This is a genomic window from Campylobacter sp. RKI_CA19_01116 (assembly GCF_025771405.1).
Lineage (GTDB): Bacteria > Campylobacterota > Campylobacteria > Campylobacterales > Campylobacteraceae > Campylobacter_D.
The window spans coordinates 1-18,502 of the sequence record NZ_JAKMQF010000002.1 but is presented as its reverse complement, the minus strand read 5'-3'; the positions used below and the strand labels follow the sequence as shown (position 1 = coordinate 18,502).

Annotated in this window: 13 protein-coding genes; 2 read left to right on the top strand and 11 right to left on the bottom strand. The window is 30.9% G+C overall.

Annotated features, from left to right (window positions below; genetic code table 11):
- The 11 genes from L8U41_RS01480 to L8U41_RS01430 all read right to left on the bottom strand — a co-directional run bounded on the left by L8U41_RS01480 (position 1) and on the right by L8U41_RS01430 (position 14,551).
- On the bottom strand, positions 1–792 hold the full coding sequence (locus L8U41_RS01480) for an NADH-quinone oxidoreductase subunit C (protein WP_263727621.1): 792 nt from the start codon (positions 790–792) through the stop codon (positions 1–3).
- Complete coding sequence (locus L8U41_RS01475; protein ID WP_412175021.1) at positions 792–1,271, bottom strand: NuoB/complex I 20 kDa subunit family protein; 480 nt, start codon at positions 1,269–1,271, stop codon at positions 792–794. The genes L8U41_RS01480 and L8U41_RS01475 overlap by 1 nt, the downstream gene beginning before the upstream one ends.
- Positions 1,268–1,687, bottom strand: a complete 420-nt coding sequence (locus L8U41_RS01470) for an NAD(P)H-quinone oxidoreductase subunit 3 (protein ID WP_263679533.1) — start codon at positions 1,685–1,687, stop codon at positions 1,268–1,270. The genes L8U41_RS01475 and L8U41_RS01470 overlap by 4 nt, the downstream gene beginning before the upstream one ends.
- Positions 1,688–1,806: 119 nt before the next feature.
- A complete protein-coding gene (locus L8U41_RS01465) occupies positions 1,807–2,475 on the bottom strand; it encodes an ATP-binding cassette domain-containing protein (RefSeq protein WP_263727619.1) in 669 nt (222 codons plus the stop codon).
- The gene (locus L8U41_RS01460) at positions 2,459–3,232 is read right to left on the bottom strand and encodes an ATP-binding cassette domain-containing protein (protein ID WP_263727618.1); all 774 of its coding nucleotides are present in this window, start codon (positions 3,230–3,232) and stop codon (positions 2,459–2,461) included. Before L8U41_RS01460 ends, L8U41_RS01465 begins: the two co-directional genes overlap by 17 nt.
- A complete protein-coding gene (locus L8U41_RS01455) occupies positions 3,229–4,005 on the bottom strand; it encodes an ABC transporter permease (RefSeq protein WP_263727617.1) in 777 nt (258 codons plus the stop codon). Before L8U41_RS01455 ends, L8U41_RS01460 begins: the two co-directional genes overlap by 4 nt.
- Positions 3,998–4,936 (bottom strand): ABC transporter permease, encoded by a 939-nt coding sequence (locus L8U41_RS01450; RefSeq protein ID WP_318529793.1) that lies wholly within the window; start codon positions 4,934–4,936, stop codon positions 3,998–4,000. Before L8U41_RS01450 ends, L8U41_RS01455 begins: the two co-directional genes overlap by 8 nt.
- Positions 4,937–4,947: 11 nt before the next feature.
- Positions 4,948–6,483, bottom strand: a complete 1,536-nt coding sequence (locus tag L8U41_RS01445; RefSeq protein ID WP_263727615.1) for an ABC transporter substrate-binding protein — start codon at positions 6,481–6,483, stop codon at positions 4,948–4,950.
- 42 nt (positions 6,484–6,525) lie between these two features.
- Positions 6,526–8,469, bottom strand: coding sequence for a BCCT family transporter (locus L8U41_RS01440; protein WP_263727614.1), 1,944 nt, complete (start codon positions 8,467–8,469; stop codon positions 6,526–6,528).
- Between the two features lie 100 nt (positions 8,470–8,569).
- Positions 8,570–10,798 (bottom strand): hypothetical protein, encoded by a 2,229-nt coding sequence (locus tag L8U41_RS01435; RefSeq protein WP_263727613.1) that lies wholly within the window; start codon positions 10,796–10,798, stop codon positions 8,570–8,572.
- On the bottom strand, positions 10,799–14,551 hold the full coding sequence (locus L8U41_RS01430; RefSeq protein ID WP_263727612.1) for an Eco57I restriction-modification methylase domain-containing protein: 3,753 nt from the start codon (positions 14,549–14,551) through the stop codon (positions 10,799–10,801).
- Between the two features lie 206 nt (positions 14,552–14,757).
- Here L8U41_RS01430 and L8U41_RS01425 point away from each other — a divergent pair, with 206 nt between their 5' ends.
- Positions 14,758–15,336 (top strand): cytochrome C, encoded by a 579-nt coding sequence (locus L8U41_RS01425; protein WP_263727611.1) that lies wholly within the window; start codon positions 14,758–14,760, stop codon positions 15,334–15,336.
- Position 15,337: 1 nt separating this feature from the next.
- Positions 15,338–17,857 carry a molybdopterin guanine dinucleotide-containing S/N-oxide reductase gene (locus L8U41_RS01420; RefSeq protein WP_263727610.1) on the top strand — a complete coding sequence of 840 codons (2,520 nt, stop codon included), beginning with the start codon at positions 15,338–15,340 and terminating at the stop codon, positions 17,855–17,857.
- Positions 17,858–18,502 lie beyond the last annotated feature (645 nt).

Sequence of the window (18,502 nt, the reverse complement as noted above, 5' to 3'; positions counted from 1 at the left end):
TTATCTTCTCTTATCTAAAATTTTTACTTGCGTTCTTTTAGCTTTTTTCACAAAAGGCACGCCACCTTCTTCTTGATATTCTTGTAGGTATTTATCTTCTCTTGGGGCTTCGCCTTTGCCAACCTCATGATAAATTCTGCTAAAGTTTAGCGTGTCTTTTTCATCTACAAAACCTGGATCTCTATTTTCCTCACCTACAACCTCGCGATATTCTTTTCCAAAAATTTTATCTATCTCGTACCATTTAGCAAATTCATCACCATGCAAAGGATAGCTTTTTAAAAAAGGATGTCCATACCAATCATCAGGCATTAAAAGTCTTTTTAAATTCGGATGATTGATAATGAAAATTCCAAACATATCATATATTTCTCTCTCACACCAATTAGCACCCTTAAAAACACTCATAACACTTTGAAGTCTTTCTTTTAAACCAACGAAAGTCTTTATTCTCACTCTTAAATTTTTCTCCATATTTAAAAGCTGATAATATACTTCAAAACCTTGTTTTTGAGCGACAAAATCAATCGCACTTGCATCAGTAAAACAACTATAACCTAAATTTTTAAGCTTGCTAAGAATAGCAACATTATCATCTTTATTTATTTCAATCACCCAAAAATCAAGCTCTATAAAAGAATTTTTTAATTCAAATTCTTGGCTTAAGATTTGATGATCACTCTCAAAAGCACTACCCTCTGTGCTTAGCTTTTTAGTTGTAGGTGCATGGTAAAATCTATCTTCATAATAATTTTTTAGCTGAGCATTTTTCTTATCGCTATATTTTCTCATCATATAAGCCTTTTTGGAGCTATTTTTCTGCTTGCTTTTTCTTTACGAATTCTTTTTTGCAAAATCATCAAAGCAAATTGAAAAGTTTCAGGGCGTGGGGCACAGCCTGGTACATAAATATCAACAGGAATGATTCTATCTACCCCTTGAACAGTAGAATAAGTATTAAACATACCACCAGTATTTGCACAAGAACCCATAGAGATAACCCATTTAGGATCAGGCATTTGATCATAAAGTCTTCTTGTAAATTCAGCATGTTTTTTGCTTAAAGTACCCGCTATAATCATTACTTCAGATTGTCTTGGACTTGCTCTAAAAATCGTTCCAAATCTATCAAAATCATATCTTGCACCACCTGCTGCCATCATTTCAATAGCACAACAAGCAAGCCCATAAGATAGCGTCCATAAAGAATTACTTCTACCCCATTGCACTAACTTATCAACCGTAGTTAAAACAACTGGCGCATTGCTCATTTTTTGATACTCTGCCATGCGAATGCTCCTTTTTTATAAGCGTATAAAAAACCTATTGCAAGCAATAAAATAAAAACAAACACTTCCACTAAGGCAAACAAAGATAAGCCGTAATTTGAAAGCTCTGCGGTTAAATCTTTAAAAATCACTGCCCAAGGAAATAAAAATACTACTTCAATATCAAGCAAAATAAAAATCAAAGCAAAAACAAAGAATTGAGAATTGATTTTGTTTGCTTGCTTAGAAGCCATAGGTCCACACTCATAAATCCCAAGTCCGAGTTTTTTTCTATTATGAGAGGCGAGTTTGGATCCTATTTTAGAAGAAATGTACACCAAAGTAAAAAATATAACACTTGCAATAACAAGCATTGCAAAGATGCCAAAGTATTGATGCTCTATAGTTGCGTGCGTCATAATAAACCTTTTATTCAAGCATAATTAAAATTTATTTTACTTTAACTTAGCTATATAAAAACTTATTATCAAAAAAATAATTTTTTAAGTATTTCAAAATGAAACAATTTTTATCTTTATTATAAAAACACTTTTTTATGGCATATATCTTGCAAGATTTTTTCTTGATGAGAAATAAATATATAAGTAATATCATGCATTTTTTGAAAAGTGTGCAAGTAGTTTAAAATTTTATAAGCAGTTACTACATCAAGCGCTGCTGTGATTTCATCTAAAATAAGCAATTTTGGCCTTAAAAGCAAAGCTCTAATCAAACCTAATCTTTGGCTTTGACCACCACTTAGCTTAGAGGGTTTTAAATTTAAAATATCTTTTTCAAGTTCAAAAGCATCAAAAAGTTTAAAAAGCTCTTCAAAATCAGGCTTAAGTTTAAAATTTTCATATACATCAAGTAAAAGTCTTTTAGTGCTTTTATAAGGATTTAAAGCTAGCTTTTGATCTTGGAAAACATATTGAATTTTTTGGCGTAATTTTCTTTGAGTATTAAAATCTAAATTTAATATATTTTTATTTTCAAATAAAACTTTTCCAGTATTTGCTCGTTCAAGCATACAAAGAATTTTAGCTAGAGTGCTTTTGCCACTACCACTTTCCCCACAAAGCAATAAATTCTCATTTTGATTTAAAGAAAAACTCACATCTTTAAAAACAAAAATTTCTTCTTCTTTTAAATACCAGTGTTTTTTAATTTTATAAGATTTGCTTAAATTTTTAACTTCTAAAAACATTTTCATTCTCATAAAGTTCTAGCAATTCTTTTGCAAAAGTTCCTTTTGGATTGCTTAAAAATTCTTTCATAGGCATTTGATAAAGCAAAGTTTTATCTTCTATGATGGCCACCTCATCGCAAAGCTCTTTGGCTAAATTTATATCATGCGTGATGAAAATGAGATTTTTAAATTGTGTTTTTAACTCTTTTAAAATAGCGATGATTTTTTCTTCATTAGCTCTATCAAGAGAACTTGTAATCTCATCACACAATAAATACTTAGCACCGCTTAGTAAAGCTAGCGCTATTTGAATGCGTCTTGCCATACCACCACTTAGCTGATATATAAAAGAATGCCATAAAAGATCATGATTTTTAAGCCCTAAACACTCAAAATAATAAAAGGCCTTTTCTTTAATCTCTTTTGTGCTTAAATTAGTATGAGTTTTTAAAACTATATTAAAATAACTCCCTATATCAACAAGAGGATAAAAACTCCCATAAACGTCTTGAAAAAGCAAATTTACCTTAGCTCTTAAGGCATTTAGTTCTTTTTCTTTTAAATTTAAAATATTTTTTTGATCTATCTGAAATTTTTGCGCATTAAGTTTATAGTGTTTATCAAAAAGCTTAATCATGCTTTTTAAAAGCAAACTTTTTCCAGCTCCACTTTTACCCATGATAGCCAAAGCTTTACCATCTTCTAAATTAAGATTGATATCCTTTAGTAAGATTTTATCTTTAAAGCTAAGGTTAAGATTTGAAATTTCTATCATGCTTTAATCTCTTCTTGTAAATCATTACCCAAAGCAAGCAAAGGCAAAATAAGCATAAGTATAAAGGCTACTGGAAAAACTATCATCCACCAAAATCCTAAAAACACAGCCTTGCTTGCTTCATTTAGCATATTTCCTAAACTTGGAGTCCAAAGCTCTACGCCCAAACCAAAAAAACTCAAAGTGGCTTCGCTTGTAATAGCATGAGCAATATTTAAAACAAAAAGCACAAAAAGCAAATTCCAACAAGCAGGCAAAAGTTCACTAAATAAAGCTTTCATCTTGCTAGAACCTAAAATGATAGCATTTTGATAAAACTCAAGTTTTTGAAATTTATTCAGTTGAGTATCAAGCACTTTTGCCACAAAAGCAAAATGCCCCAAAGCGATGATAAAAATCATACTCCACAAAGATCCTGCCAAAAAGCTTTGAAAAAACATAATCACAAGCAAAGAAGGTAGTGCTAAAAGCATATCAAGCACTCTAGCGAAAAAAGCATAAGCAAAAAATCTTGTTAAAAACACATAAACACAAGCAAAAAGCACACTAAAAAATGCTGCCATTACCCCTACAAATAAAGAAACACGCAAGGCATATAAAATACGCGTAAAAACATCCCTGCCAAGTAAATCTGTGCCAAAAATATGACTTAAATTTGGGGCTATTTTAGCCTTACTTAAATCCACTAAATTTGGATCATAAGAGCTTATTAAAGGTGCAAAAAGTGCTAAAACAAAACTTAGCAAAATCATCATCACGTAAAACTTACGCATTAGCAAACCTCGGATTAATCATCTTACAAATTATTTCTACGATCAAATTTACAAGCACCACTACTAAAATGCTAAAAATCACCACAGCTAGCACCACAGGATAATCTTTAAACAATATGCTTTTAATTACCAAATTTCCCACGCCCTCATAAGAAAACACACTTTCTACTATATAAGTTCCCATTAAAAAACTCACAAAAGAAGCACCAAAGTACGCGAGTATAGAACCAAAAGCATCTTTTAACACAAAGTGCAAATAAATTCTTGTTTTACTAAGCCCTCTTGCAAAAGCACTTTCTATAAAGCTTTGATTTAAACTATCAATCAAACTTGTCCTTATAAAACGCACAAAAACAGCTAAATGCGAAAGCACTAAAGCACATACTGGTAAAAACAAATGCCACAAACGATTAAACACATCATCTTCAAAGCCAATATCAGCAATAGCCGAACTTGGAAAAAGCTTAAAAAATACAGCAAAAACTAAAATAAGCATTAATGATAAAGAAAAAGCAGGTAATGCAAAAAAACTCATCGTTAAAAAAGTGATAAATTTATCTAAAAAGCTATCTTTATAAAGAACACAAAAAAGTGCTAAAACCAAAGATAACACAAAAAGTATAAAAAAAGCTAAACTCCCTAGTATGATGGTATAGGGAAGTTTTTCTTTTAAAATTTCACTAACCTTTTCTCCGCTAATTAAAGAGTAGGAAAAGTCGCCTTTCATAGCATTAAAAAGCCAATTTTCATACTGCTCTAATAAGGGCTTGTCTAAATTTAAATTACGCTCGATTTCTTCTTTTATTTTAAGGCTAGTACCTTGAGGCACACTAGCAAAAACCACGCTTCCTTTAGCATGATAAATCATCACAAAACATAAAAAACTTGCAAAAATCATCAAGAAAAACGCCCATAAAAGGCGTTTAAAAATGAGTTTTAGCACTAATTTTTGCTCCACTCATAAGCATTCCAAGTAAAACCTACCCCATGATGACCTAAAATATGAGGTTTTATACCTTGGATATTTTTAGCAAAAACTAAAGGATAATCAATATAAGCTATAAATAAAAACGCAGGATCTTTATATAAAGCATCGATAAATTCTTTATAGTGTTTTTTTCTTTCATTTACATCAAGTGAATTTCTAGCCTTTGTTAAAGCCTCATCAACTTTAGCATTTTGATAATGGCCAAAATTCCATCCACTAGAGTTTAAAGCACTATCTTGAGAGCTTGCAAAAACTCTAAAGGTATGAAAATCAGGATCATAAGGACTACCCCAACCTACTAAAAAGCTATCAATTTTCGTATAATCAAAACTTCCACTTGGCTTAGCTACCGCTTTTGCTTTTATGCCAAGCTTTAAAAACTCACTTTGTAAGATATTTACCAAAGCCACTCTTAGCGGATCTTCACTCATAGCATACATTTCAAAGCTAAATTCTTTGCCATTTTTTTCTAAAATTCCATTTTTGTTTTTCACAAAGCCTGCTTTTGCTAAAAGCTCATTTGCTTTTTTTATATCATAAGCATAGCTTGCAAATTCTTTAGGATTTGCCCATGATTTTTCTAAAGGATGATTTGCTACTTTTCCAAAAGAATGCAAAAGTGAATTTACAATAGCTTGTTTATCAATAGCATAATTTAGCGCTAAACGCACATTTTGATCCTTTAAAAACTCATGATTAAGATTAAACATCAAAGCACGGTAATCAGCCGAAGCCTCTATAAGCATTTTAAAGTTTTTATCATTTGCAAAATTTGAAGCTAGAGCAAAATCAACCAAAGCCACATCAATAGAACCATTTTTAAGCTCAATTGCGCTAATACTTGGATCTTTAATGTGTTTTAGTATGAGTTTTGGTGTTTTTACCTTAGCTAAATGATAATTTTCATTTGCCTCTAAGATCATGTATTGACCTTTTTTCCATTGTTTTAGCTTATATGATCCTGTTCCTATAGGCATTTGATTAAATTTAGTGGTATTTAAATTTTCTTTTTCAAGTAAATGTTTTGGTAAAATTCCCACACTCAAAGCGTCTAAAAATGCAGGAAAAGGCTTTGAGAGTGTGATAGACAAATGATAATCATCGATAATTTTTACTTCTTTAACTGCGTCAAAATTTACTTTTGAAGGCGAATTTAACTTCTCATCTTTTAAAGCATTTATACTAAATTCCACATCTTTAGCGCTAAATTTAGCCCCATCATGCCACAATACATCATCTCTTAAAGTAAATTCATAAACAAGCCCATCTTTGCTAACTTTCCAAGAACTAGCAAGATCAGGCGCTAATTTCATATTCTCATCAAAGCGTGTAAGCCCTGAAAACACAAGAGCAATTGCCACATCATGATCTTCACTAAAAAGCGGATTTACACGCTCTGGTTCATTCTCCACTGCTATAACAATCGTATCTTTTGGCGTGATAGCAAAAAGATTTAAAGCACAAAAAAGCATGATAAAAAATCTCAACATAAAAAGCCTTTCTTATAAAATAAAGTGAAATTATAACGCTTTTTAATCATAAGCTTTGGTAAAAATTTCATTTTTATCATCAAATAAAAGTTGCAAATACCTCTCATACTGCTTTAGTATATCTACGATGATTTCTTGCTCGTTTAAATACTCTATATTATAACCATTACGCGAATCAGCAAAGAAAGTTTGTGGCTCAAAAATAAATTCTTTAGAATAAGTTGGCATAAATTTATCATCAATTATGCTTTGGCTTGCTTGTTTTTTTACTACTTGCACTCCATAGATAAAATCTTTTGCAAATTCTTTTTTTATAATCAAACTTATACTTGATTTTTCTTGAACAATTTGTGTTTTTAAGCCGTAATTTTTTAGACTTTGGCTGAGTGATTCCATAGCATTTTTGACTTTAGTATTTAAGAAATTTTGTATGTCTTGTTCTTTACTTTGTTTTAAAATTCTAGCTAGTCTTTCTTGCCAAAATTCCCCTGAAAAATACACACTACTTTGACTAAGCTTAGTCAAAGAGTAATTTACATCTACGATTAAACCTTTAAGCAGTGAAAAACACATCAAACAAAGCAAAAAGGCAAAAGGTAAAGCCACTATCATAGTAATACTTAAAATCGCTCCCAAACCACCTGAATACAACAAAGAAGTAGCTAAAAGTGCAAGTACAAAACCCCAAAGGATATTTTGCCATTTGTATGGCTCATGAGTCCCGCCACTGCTTAAAGAATTTAACACAAATATCCCACTATCTGCTGAAGTGATGAAAAACAAAGCCAAAACCAAAAGTGCAAGCAAAGAACTAAAATAAGAAAAAGAAAAATTTTGTAAAAAATAAAAAAGCAAACTTTCAGGTGCTGAAATAAAAGGACTTAAAATATCATTGAAATTTAAAGCACTATTGCCAAAAATGCTAAACCAAAGTATATTAAAACTAGTAGGCACTACAAGCACACCAAAGATAAATTCCCTTATCGTTCTACCGCGAGAAATTTTAGCGATGAAAAAGCCCACAAAAGGCGCCCAACTAAGCCACCAAGCCCAATAATAAATAGTCCAGTTATTAAACCACTCTATATGTTCTTTTTCATAATAATAAGTCTTAAAACTCAAAGAAATTAAATTTTGCAAATAATTGCCAATATTAGAGCTAAATTGTGAAAGAATTTGAATGGTGTTGGTTGAAAAAAGCACAAAAAGCATTAAACACACTGCAAAAACCAAATTTGCCTCGCTTAAAATTTTTAAGCCCTTTGTCAAACCACTAATCGATGAGAGCGTGGCCAAAGAAATAATGATGATTATAATCACGCTTTGTTCTAAAAAACTTTGTTCGTTTAAAATGCCTAAATTTAAAAAGCCAGCATTAAGCTGAGATGCACTATAACCAAGCGTAGTGCTAATTCCAAAAACCGTGACAATCAAAGCTAGCATATCAACTAAATTTCCCCAAAAACCATAAATTTTGTCTTTAAGCAAAGGGTAAAAAGCACTACGCAAACTAAGAGGCATTTTATATCTAAAACCAAAATACGCCATAGCCAAAGCACACACCCCATAAATAGCCCATGGGTGAATTCCCCAGTGAAAAATAGTATGTAGCATAGCTTCTTCATCGCTTGTTTGTAAGGCTTTTTTATGTATGAGAGGTTCAGCCACACCAAAATACATAAGCCCCACGCCCATACCCGTAGCAAAAAGCATAGCAAGCCATGAAGTGAATTTAAAATGAGGTTTTTCATCATCATCGCCGAGCTTGATATCGCCAAATTTTGAAAGTGCGAGTGCTAGCATAAAACACACAAAAAAACTCACGCTTAATATATAAAACCATGAAAAATTTGCAAAAATCCCACTTTTAATATGATTGATAAAATCATTTGTAAGCTTGGGTAAGAAAATACAACTAAGACTTAAGATGATTATGATACTAATGCTTGGGATAAAAACTGACTTTTTAAAACTTGTCTTTAGCATGGTGCTCCTTTTTTGGATAATTTTCATTATACCATAAGCTAAAAACGAGCAAAATTTAAAAACCAAAAAACATAAAAAAGGCTTTAATAAGCCTTTTGATTTAACTTGGCACTATGGAGTTTTTACGTGCGGTTTTTTGGAGTGAGAATATCACTAAAGCCACAAGTATAAAATACACCACAGATAAGCTAAACAGTAAAGGATAAGTAGCGTTGGTGTCTTTTTCTAAAAAGCTTCCAAACACAGGAAGCATTAAACTAGGTTTTGCAAGTAGCGCAAAAATGCAAACTATATAAGAAATACCAATGATGATTTTTCTTATAATTTCTTGCTTATCATCAAGTAAAATAAATTTCAATGCAAAAAATACAAAAAGACTTATAATAGCAATATGTGTATACAAAGCTACTAAATCTAAAAAATTAAAAATCATATAAAAAAAGCTACCAAAAATATATAAATTAGTAAAAATATTGAAAGAAAGTATCGGTAAAACTATAAATAATAAAATCAATACATAAGCAAAATTGTTTTTTATAAATTCATCTAGCTTGCCACTTTCTTTGTTTATATTTAAACCAAAGATATTATAAGTCGTTTTATTGTGTTCTTTAAAGATATAGCTTTCGTTAGTATCTACTTGAACGATGTGATATTTTGCATTATTTTCTATGCTGGGTTGTTTAAATTTATCAAGTACAAAAGAAAAAAAGCTAAAAAGCATGATGATGATAAGTAGATTATGAAACACCTTTAGCAAGTCTGTATGATGATCACAAAGTTTGCGATAAAAGAAAAGTTGATATTGTTCTATTTTTTCTTTTAAGCTTTTATTTTCTTTATGTTTTAGTTCTAATTCTCTGGCATAAAGTTCTTGTGTTCTTAGCTCTGAAGCATCAATTAGATTATGATGGGCTATGCGGTTGCTTTTTAATTTTCTAAATAAATCTCTTAAATTTAGCAAGGTATGAAATTTATCATTTTCATTTTGTATATTATTTATCTTATTTTCTATATCTTTATCACTATATTTGATATATTGATGTTCTATGTTAAACTGATTAGAAAAAGTGCAATTTATAAATTGTGGTTTGGTATTTAGCTTTGTATTGCTAAAAGCTACAATACCATTAAATAAAACATTATAAAATCCTAATCTTTCAAATTCCATTCCTTCAAAACTTAGCATATCTTTAAATACCGTATTTTGAAACACATAAGACTCTACATTAGATTCTGTATTTGTATAATCATTATGAATAAAATTTATTTTATTAAATTCTACATTATGAAATATATGATTATTTAATTTTATATCTGAAAAAAAAGTTTCATTTTTAAATTTTGAGACTCTAAAACTAACCCTTGCTTTAAATATACAACCGAAAAAAAACACCCTTCCTTGAAATACAATTCCTTCGAAATTATTTTCTGCTATTTCATTATCATTTTGTTTTGTTGTTAGGAATTGAGTTTCTATAAAACTTACATCTTTAAACTGTGAAAGTGCAAAATCAACTCTTGCTTGAAATACGGCATTAGAAAAAGATGTTCTTTCTTTAAAAATAACTTCTTTAAAATCATTTTCTATAATTTTACTATCATTATCTTGCCTTGCTTGGAATTGAGTTCCTATGAATCTTGCTTCATTTTTAAACTGTGAAATTCCAAAACAAACCCTTGCTTGAAATGTGGCTTCATCAAAGATTGCCCTTCCTGCAAAAATAACTCCTAAAAATTTATTTTCAATTGCTTCATCATTGCTTTGAATTGCTTGAAATTTGGTTTTTGCAAAACCTATCTCGTCTTTAAATTGTGAAAGTGCAAAATTAACTTTTGCTTGAAATACGGCATTAGAAAAAGATACCTTCCTTTCAAAGATAGTTTCTCCGAAATCATTTTCTGTTGTTTTACTATCGCTTTGGATCGCTTGAAACTTTGTTTCTATAAATCTTACTTCGTCTTTAAACACAGATGCTAAAAATTCAATCTTGGATCCGAATATTGTTTTAGAAAAATCTACTACAGTGTCAAATATACATTGCTGAAATATAACTTCATTTTCAAAATGTAACTCTCTAGCAATAATTTGACTTTTAAAATTACAAATTCTAAAATCTACTTTTATAGTATTTTTTTTAAAAAAATTAAGATATTTTATTTCACTTCTAAGTATACAAATTTCTTTTATATCTTTTTCTTGCAATTTTTTAAAATTTATCTCTTCTATTTCAGCATCAAGTATGGTTATTTTATTATCTTTTATATCTTGCTTACCATTTTCTGTAAAAATTCCATATTGCTTTAGCTCTTCATTAAATTCTTTCATTCACTTGCTCTCAATGGTTTTTATTTCTTCTTCGTTTAGGTTGTAAAGTTTATAAACAATAGAGTTTATTTTGTCTTCTTGGGTTTTGGTATTTGCTTTTTTGTCTTGTTCTTTTAAATTTAAAATCTCATCGACTAAGCTTATAAGCTCGTTTGCTAGTTTTTCATTTTTAGAATTTATTTTTGGTATAGGAAGTTTTTCTATTTTAGCTTTAGCTCCATAAGCATAAGAACCCGTTTGTATTAAATTTGTTTTTAAGGTAATTAGCCATTTATAACAATTAGAATTCATAAAAGCTAATATATATTTTAAACTTACTTCATCTGAAGTCATCATAAATAAAGAATTATTAAAAAACATAGGATCATTAATATATGAAAACAAATACTCTCCACTCACTGGGTTCCAAACTATTTTTTCTTTTTCAAATTCTTGATAATAAGCTATACTATCTTGGGTCTCAAACCATTTGTTACTTGTTTTCTTACGACAGCCTTTTTCTCCGCTTTGTTTTATGCGTGGTAAAAATTTAGATAGATAAGATTTTAATGATGGGTATTGTTCTATATCGATGTTTAAACTTGGAAAAGTTCCTATCACCCAAAGCCCTGCCCACTCATAACTATATCTTTTTATATCTCTACCGCGTAGCATTTTGCGTATGAGTTTGGCGGTGCGTTCTTTTTCGACTTCATCTTTGCATTTAGCTAGAATTTCATCTCTTTTTTCAGTAGTGATGATAAAGGCTTCATTATAGCCCGTTTTTATGCCATAGTTTATATTAAGCCCATGCCAGTCTTTAAGCGGAGTGCCGTGCTTTTCTATCTTTGCTTTTAGTGCGTTTGTGCTTTCATCGTTAAAAGTAAAGCTTTCTTTGCTTAAAGAGTTTTGTGCGATTTTGTTAAAATTTAAAATGCTTTCTATATTAAAGTCGTTTTCTTTTAAAAGCTCGGTGTTTGGGGCTAGGTACTTAAAGCTATTATCTTTAGTTTTTGCTTTTTCAAAGCTTAGTATAGAAGTATCTACCGTAGCACTATCAAAGACTTTTATACCATTTAGATCAATGTATTCTAAAAGTGTGGTGTTTTTGAGTAAAAATTCACGCAAAGGCTCTCCATAACCCGCTCTTGTGTATTTGTTTGAAGTGATGAAAGACAAAACACCATTTTGCTTTAGTACATTAAACCCAAGCTCATAAAAGTAAGTATAAATGTCGCTTGTGCCTTTATATACCTTATAGTTTTTGGCTAAATTTGGCTTTAGTTCTTTGATGTCTTCTTGTCTGATGTAAGGTGGATTACCGATGATGAGATCAAACCCTTTAAAATTCCCGCCCTCATCAAGCACTTCGCTAAATTCAAAACGCCATTCAAAAGGATTTGCACTTTCTAAGTCAAATATACTCTCATAAAGCTTTTTAAGCTTTTTAAATTCTTTCTTAGCAGCACTTTCATCAAAGTCAAATTCAAACATATTTTTAGAGAAAAATGCTCTAAAATTCTCATCTTTTTCATCTTGTGCTAAAAAATCGCCGTATTTTTTAGAGTATTCATTAGCGCCGTTGGTAAGTTGCTTGATCTCTTTGGCAAATTTGTCTTTTAAGCAGAAATTTTTAAAAGACTCTTTGAGGTTTTTGATCTCTTTTGCGATGAGAGTTTTATCGGTGTAAAAGCCTTCTTTGTAGTCTTTGACTATGCGTTTGTATTTATCCATGCGTTCTTTGATGTTGGGGTAGTGAGAAAGGCTTTTGTGAATTTCAAAATAACTTATAAGCGAATTCCCACATTTTATGTTGATATCGATGTTTGGTAGGGTTTTAAGATCATGATAGTTTGTATCATCAAAGCTTTCATAAAAGCTGTGTTTTAAAAGCTCTATCCAAAGCCTTAGTTTAGTGATTTCACATGAGTTTGGGTTGATATCTACTCCAAAAAGGTTGTTTTCTATGATGTCTTTTTTACGCTCAAAAAGTTCTTTTTGACAAAGGTGGGTTTTGTCTTTGTCAAAATCAGGGCGTTTATATTCTAAAAACTGGCCTTTATGATTTTGCACTAAAATTTCATCATTTTGCACGCTTAGGTAAAAGTCTTCTTCAAACAAACCAAGCTCATAATGCACCATAAGCATGACATTTAAAGCTGAAACTAAAAAATGCCCACTTCCCACCGCAGGATCGCAAATGCGTATGGAATTTAACAAGGCTAGTTTTTGCTCTTGAGGGATTTTTTCTTGACGCAACTGGGTTCTTAGCTCGTTTAGCTTGGTGGCATTTAGCTTAAAAGTATGGTTAAACTTATCAAGCACGACTTTTTCTATGCTTGCTTTACACATATATGAAGTGATAAAGCTTGGGGTATAAAAACTACCTTCTTTGTAGCCATTTAGCTTTTCAAAGACATTTCCCAAAACACTTGAGTTAATGAGTTCTTTTTGCTTGATGAGTTCTTCGCTTTGTTCATCTGCTCCAAAGTCAAAGCTGTCTAAAAACTCAAACAAATACTCAAGCAAACCTACTTTGCCTTTTTTGCTTTTGCCTTTATCATCTTTTAACTGCGTGTGTGGGTGATACTCTAGCAAGGCATCATTTTCTAAAGTGGCGATTTCTAGTATGGTTTTTTCGATGGCTTGTTTTTCAAAAAGTGATGAATTTAAATAAGGCAAATAGCTAAATTTACTCTGTGCTCTTGTGTGCTTTTCTTTAGCTAAGATATCAAAGAAAAGGTGTGAAAGGGTGGTGAAATTTGGAATTTTTTCATAGTTTAGAAATTTAAGGGTTTTATCATCGTTAAATCTAACCAAATTAGACTCAATAAGCTTTAAAAATAAAATACGATTTAACCAAAGTATGATGAATTTTAGCACCTCTTCAAAGTCATGCTTTGGAAGCTTGCTCGCTATGAGATGATAAAGCGTGCCTTGGGCTTGTTTGCTTTGCTCACTTTGTGTAATGATGAATTTAGAAAGCTGTTTGCTCTCGCTTAAACCCAAGATATATAAAAGCTCTTTATAGAATGCGTTGTTTAGTGAGTTTGCGTCATTTGGGCTAAATTCATTTAGCAAAAAGTCTTTGTGGAAGGTTTTAAAAATGCTTGCTAGGTTTTTGAAATTTGACTTTTGCTTGTCTTTTAAAAAAGCTAAATCGATGAAAAAGCCTTTTAAGCTTTCTTTGGAATTTTCTATAAGTTTGCTTGCTTCTTTGTAAAATTCATCAGTGTTGCCTTTAAAAAGTGAATTTGGGCTTTGAAATTCTTCAAAAAGCTTTTTAAAGCTTGTGTTTTTATAAAAAAGCTCTTCAAACTCACTAGCTTTGAAAATGTAAAATTTATAAAAGTCTGTGATGATGATAAATTTCAAACTAAAGCTATGTTCTCTATTTCTAAAATAATACAAAATGGCCTCATGCAAGGCTTTAGAATTTGGCTTCGTGTGGGTGATGAATTCTTTTGAGTTAGGCTTTTTAGCTTCGATGAGAACTTCTAAGTCTTTGCTAAGCTCATCTTTAGCGATAGCTAAATCGATCTCGCTTTTGCCTTTTTGTTTGGTTTTGATGTGGGTTTTGAAATTTAGCGTGGTTAAAAATGGACTAAGTGCATTGGCGACTAGGTAGTCTTCGTTTTCGCTTTGTGAGCTTTCAAGCCTTTCTATATACTGCGTTAAAGCCTTGCTAAAAGTGTCAAATTCATTTTGCATAATTTGCTTTTTGCGGTAGTAAGGATTGAAAAAATCTTTTTCATTTAACAAAGTAAAGTGCATTTTTAACCTTTATAAAGAATATTTTGTATTTTACTAAAATTTACTTTAAAGGATTGAAAAGACTTTGTGAAAATATAAAAACAAATAAACTGATAATCAATAAAAAATTATTAAATAATATTTAATTTTACATTTTTTGTACTAAGAAATTTTTAATTTTATTGATATACAATAAGTTTATATCAAAAAAATGTCAAGGAGGCAAAATGGGAAAAATTTTAGTTTTCTGCTTAGCACTTGTTTCTTTTGTTTGTGCTAAAAATGAATTTTTTACAAGTGAAGTAAGCTCACTTTACTTAAGCAAAAATGACACAAAAGCTGTTGGTAGATTGCTACCTACAAATCCTTTTGAAGTATTAAAAACTAATGGAAATAAAGTTTTAGTCAAGATCACAGGCTATGTTAATCCTGCTTCGCCTTCTGTACTTTATTACAACGATAGTCAAAGAATCATAGTTGCTGCATTTTCTAAAAATACAAAACTTGATTTTAAAACTTACACTAAAAGTAAAAATGGCAAATGGGATAAAGCTACCATAGAAGTTTGGACTGATAAGAAAGATTTTGCAAAAAGCAATAAAGAAATGTTTATAAAAGCAAAAGAACTTTATATGAATAACTGCGGAATTTGTCATAGTGTTCATAAAGAAAGTGAATTTAGCGCTAATAGTTGGCCTGCTACTTTTAGATCAATGGTAAATAGAACAGGAATTGATAAAAAAGATCATTGGTTAGTGATACAGTATTTACAAAAAAGTGCAAAAGATTTTAAGGAGGTAAAATAAAATGGGGCTTGATAGAAGAAAATTTTTAAAAATTGGTGCTGGTTTAAGTGTATTACCTCTGGTTCCTAGTTTGGTTATGGGAAAAAGCGTTGAAGCTTCAACTATAAATTCAGGTTTAGTAAAAAATGGAAGCGTGATAACAGCAGCACATTGGGGAATTTTAAAGCTTACCATTAAAGATGGCATTGTGATCAAAAGTGAGCCATGGGAAAAAGTAACACAAATTGACAATCTCTTACAACACTATACAGCAGATATGATCTATAAATCACGTGTGAAATATCCTTATGTAAGAAAAAGTTATCTTGAAAATCCTGACAATCCAAAGCCTGAGCTTAGAGGAAAAGATGAATTTGTGCGTGTAAGTTATGATGAGGCTATAAAACTTATAGCAAAAGAACTTAAAAAAACAAGAGAGCAAAAAGGAACTCAAGCTATATTTGGTGGAAGTTATGGGTGGAAATCTAGCGGAAATATGCAAAATTGTAGAATATTACTTCATAGATTTTTAAATGTCACAGGTGGGTTTGTAGGGACTACTGGAGATTACTCAACCGGAGCTTCTCAAGTGATCATGCCTTATGTTGTAGGCTCCATTGAAGTTTATGAACAACAAACTTCATGGGAAAATATTTTAGAACATTCTAAAATAGTAGTTATTTGGGGTGCTAATCCTATCACCACTTTAAGAATAGCTTGGACTTCAAACGACCAAAGGGGTTTGCAGTATTTTGAAAAATTAAAAAATAGCAAGATCAAGGTTATTTGTATAGATCCTATAAAAACTGAAACTGCTAAATTTTTAAATGCACAATGGATCTCCCCAAGACCAAATACAGATGTTGCTATGATGATAGGTATGGCTAGTCATCTGATAGAAAAAAATAAAGTCAATTATGAATTTTTAGAAAATTATACAAGTGGTTTTGATAAATTTAAAGCTTATTTAGATGGCAAGAATGATGGTATTAAAAAAGATGTAAAATGGGCAAGCAAAATTTGCGGGATTGATGAAAAAACCATTAAAACACTAGCTGAAAGCTTTTATGATAACCCTACCATGCTCATGAGTGGTTGGGGTATGCAAAGAGCTCATCATGGTGAACAACCTCATTGGATGTTAATAACCCTAGCTTCAATGATAGGACAAATTGGTACTAAAGGAGGTGGCTTTGGCTTAAGCTATCACTATAGTAATGGTGGGGTTCCATCATGCAAAGGTGGTGTTATAGGAGGTATTACAGCAGGAGCTGTAGGAATTTGGGAAAATGGAAAATTTAAGGGGCTACCAAAAGCAGGAGTTAGTCAAGGTGGTGCCGAATGGCTACAAAATGCTGCTAGTTATTCTTTTCCAGTAGCTAGAATAGCCGATGCTTTGTTAAATCCTGGAAAAGTTATAGACAATAATGGTTCTAAGATAACCTATCCTGATATTGACTTTATTTATTGGGCGGGTGGAAATCCATTAGTTCATCATCAAGATACAAACAATAATGTAAAAGCATGGCAAAAACCAAGAACTATAGTTGTAAATGAAATTTATTGGACTCCAACTGCCAAAATGGCAGATATTATAATGCCTACTACAAGTTCTTATGAACGAGATGATATTACCATGAGTGGTGATTATTCTAATATGAATATAGTTCCAATGAAGCAAGCGGTATTACCAATAGGCGAGAGCAAAGATGACTATGAAATTTTTGCTGATATTTGTAAAGTGTATGGAGATGATGTATTTAATGCTTATACTGAAAATGGTAAAAATGCAAAAGATTTTATCAAAGAATACTACAATAGCGCTTTAAAACAAACTCAAGCTTATGGGGATGTATTTGAACCAAAAATGCCAAGTTTTGAAGAATTTTGGGCGAAAAACGAGCCTATAACTTTTTCTCCAACTATAGAAAGCATGGAATGGGTTAGATTTTCTGAATTTATCGAAGATCCTATCTTAAATGCTCTAGGTACTGAATCAGGCTTGATAGAAATTTACTCAAAAACAATCGAAAAGTATAACTATAAAGACTGCAAAGCACATCCAATGTGGATGGAGCCGATAGAATGGCTAGGAAATGCTACCAAGGAAACACCTTTTCATCTACTAACCAATCACCCAACAAATAGACTCCACTCACAAATGTGCCATACTTCACTGCGTGAAAAGTATGCGGTAAATGGTAGAGAGCCTATATTGATTAACCCAATTGATGCTAAAAAACTTGGAATCAAAAATGGCGATATTGTAAGAGTTTTCAATAAAAGAGGTCAAGTTCTCGCAGGTGCTGTTGTAACAAAAGACATTATGCCAAATGTTGTAAGATTATGCGAAGGTGGGTGGTATGACCCAAATGATGAAGGAATGTGCAAATACGGAAACGTAAATGTCTTGACTATTGATATGCCAACTTCTGAATTAGCAAACGGAAACATTTCTCATACAAGCTTAGTAAATATAGAAAAATACAAAGGATTACCGCCTGAAATAACAGCATTTACAGCTCCAAAAGGTGCTGAATAAAACATTCTTTCTTAGAAGATAATTTTCTTCTAAGAAAGCTAGATTTTTCAATCCATATGTTGTATCTTATTATAGATTTTATTATAAATTAAAATCACGTATAACACTTTATAATACAACCAAAAACAAAAAAGCTAAAAATAAACCAATTCAACTAAATAACTAAATTAGTCAACTAATTTACTATTTTCATAACACATAATCCTAACCTAACTAAAATACGTAAAAACCAAATTTATCAGATTAATAAAAAAATATAAGCAATTAAAACAAATAAAAACAAAGACGTAAAAACTAAAACCTATCAACCACAATGGCTTCAAATATCAAATTAAAGTATTGCTACTAGAAAACTACTATCTCACCCAAAAATCCACCACAAACTCACTTACAAATACACTACTTATAAAACAAAATCTATACCATCCTAACACTAAAATAATTTATTTTACAAGCTGAATAATAAAAAACCTAAAACTAAATCAAACAACTAAAAATAAGAATTAAAGCCCATCTGTAGTCAATAACCAAGCTGACTAAACCACTAAATAAAAACAATAAAAAATAAAATAATAACCCCCTCCCACAACCCACCAAATAACAATTCAATAACCAACAACACAAATCTAAGCCATAAAAACAACT

Coding starts and splice junctions, on each gene's coding strand:
- L8U41_RS01475 (WP_412175021.1), bottom strand. CDS start 1,271: ATGAGCAATGCGCCAGTTGTTTTAACTACGGTTGATAAGTTAGTGCAA.
- L8U41_RS01465 (WP_263727619.1), bottom strand. CDS start 2,475: ATGTTTTTAGAAGTTAAAAATTTAAGCAAATCTTATAAAATTAAAAAA.
- L8U41_RS01440 (WP_263727614.1), bottom strand. CDS start 8,469: ATGCTAAAGACAAGTTTTAAAAAGTCAGTTTTTATCCCAAGCATTAGT.
- L8U41_RS01420 (WP_263727610.1), top strand. CDS start 15,338: ATGGGGCTTGATAGAAGAAAATTTTTAAAAATTGGTGCTGGTTTAAGT.
- L8U41_RS01445 (WP_263727615.1), bottom strand. CDS start 6,483: ATGTTGAGATTTTTTATCATGCTTTTTTGTGCTTTAAATCTTTTTGCT.
- L8U41_RS01470 (WP_263679533.1), bottom strand. CDS start 1,687: ATGACGCACGCAACTATAGAGCATCAATACTTTGGCATCTTTGCAATG.
- L8U41_RS01425 (WP_263727611.1), top strand. CDS start 14,758: ATGGGAAAAATTTTAGTTTTCTGCTTAGCACTTGTTTCTTTTGTTTGT.
- L8U41_RS01480 (WP_263727621.1), bottom strand. CDS start 792: ATGAGAAAATATAGCGATAAGAAAAATGCTCAGCTAAAAAATTATTAT.
- L8U41_RS01455 (WP_263727617.1), bottom strand. CDS start 4,005: ATGCGTAAGTTTTACGTGATGATGATTTTGCTAAGTTTTGTTTTAGCA.
- L8U41_RS01435 (WP_263727613.1), bottom strand. CDS start 10,798: ATGAAAGAATTTAATGAAGAGCTAAAGCAATATGGAATTTTTACAGAA.
- L8U41_RS01430 (WP_263727612.1), bottom strand. CDS start 14,551: ATGCACTTTACTTTGTTAAATGAAAAAGATTTTTTCAATCCTTACTAC.
- L8U41_RS01460 (WP_263727618.1), bottom strand. CDS start 3,232: ATGATAGAAATTTCAAATCTTAACCTTAGCTTTAAAGATAAAATCTTA.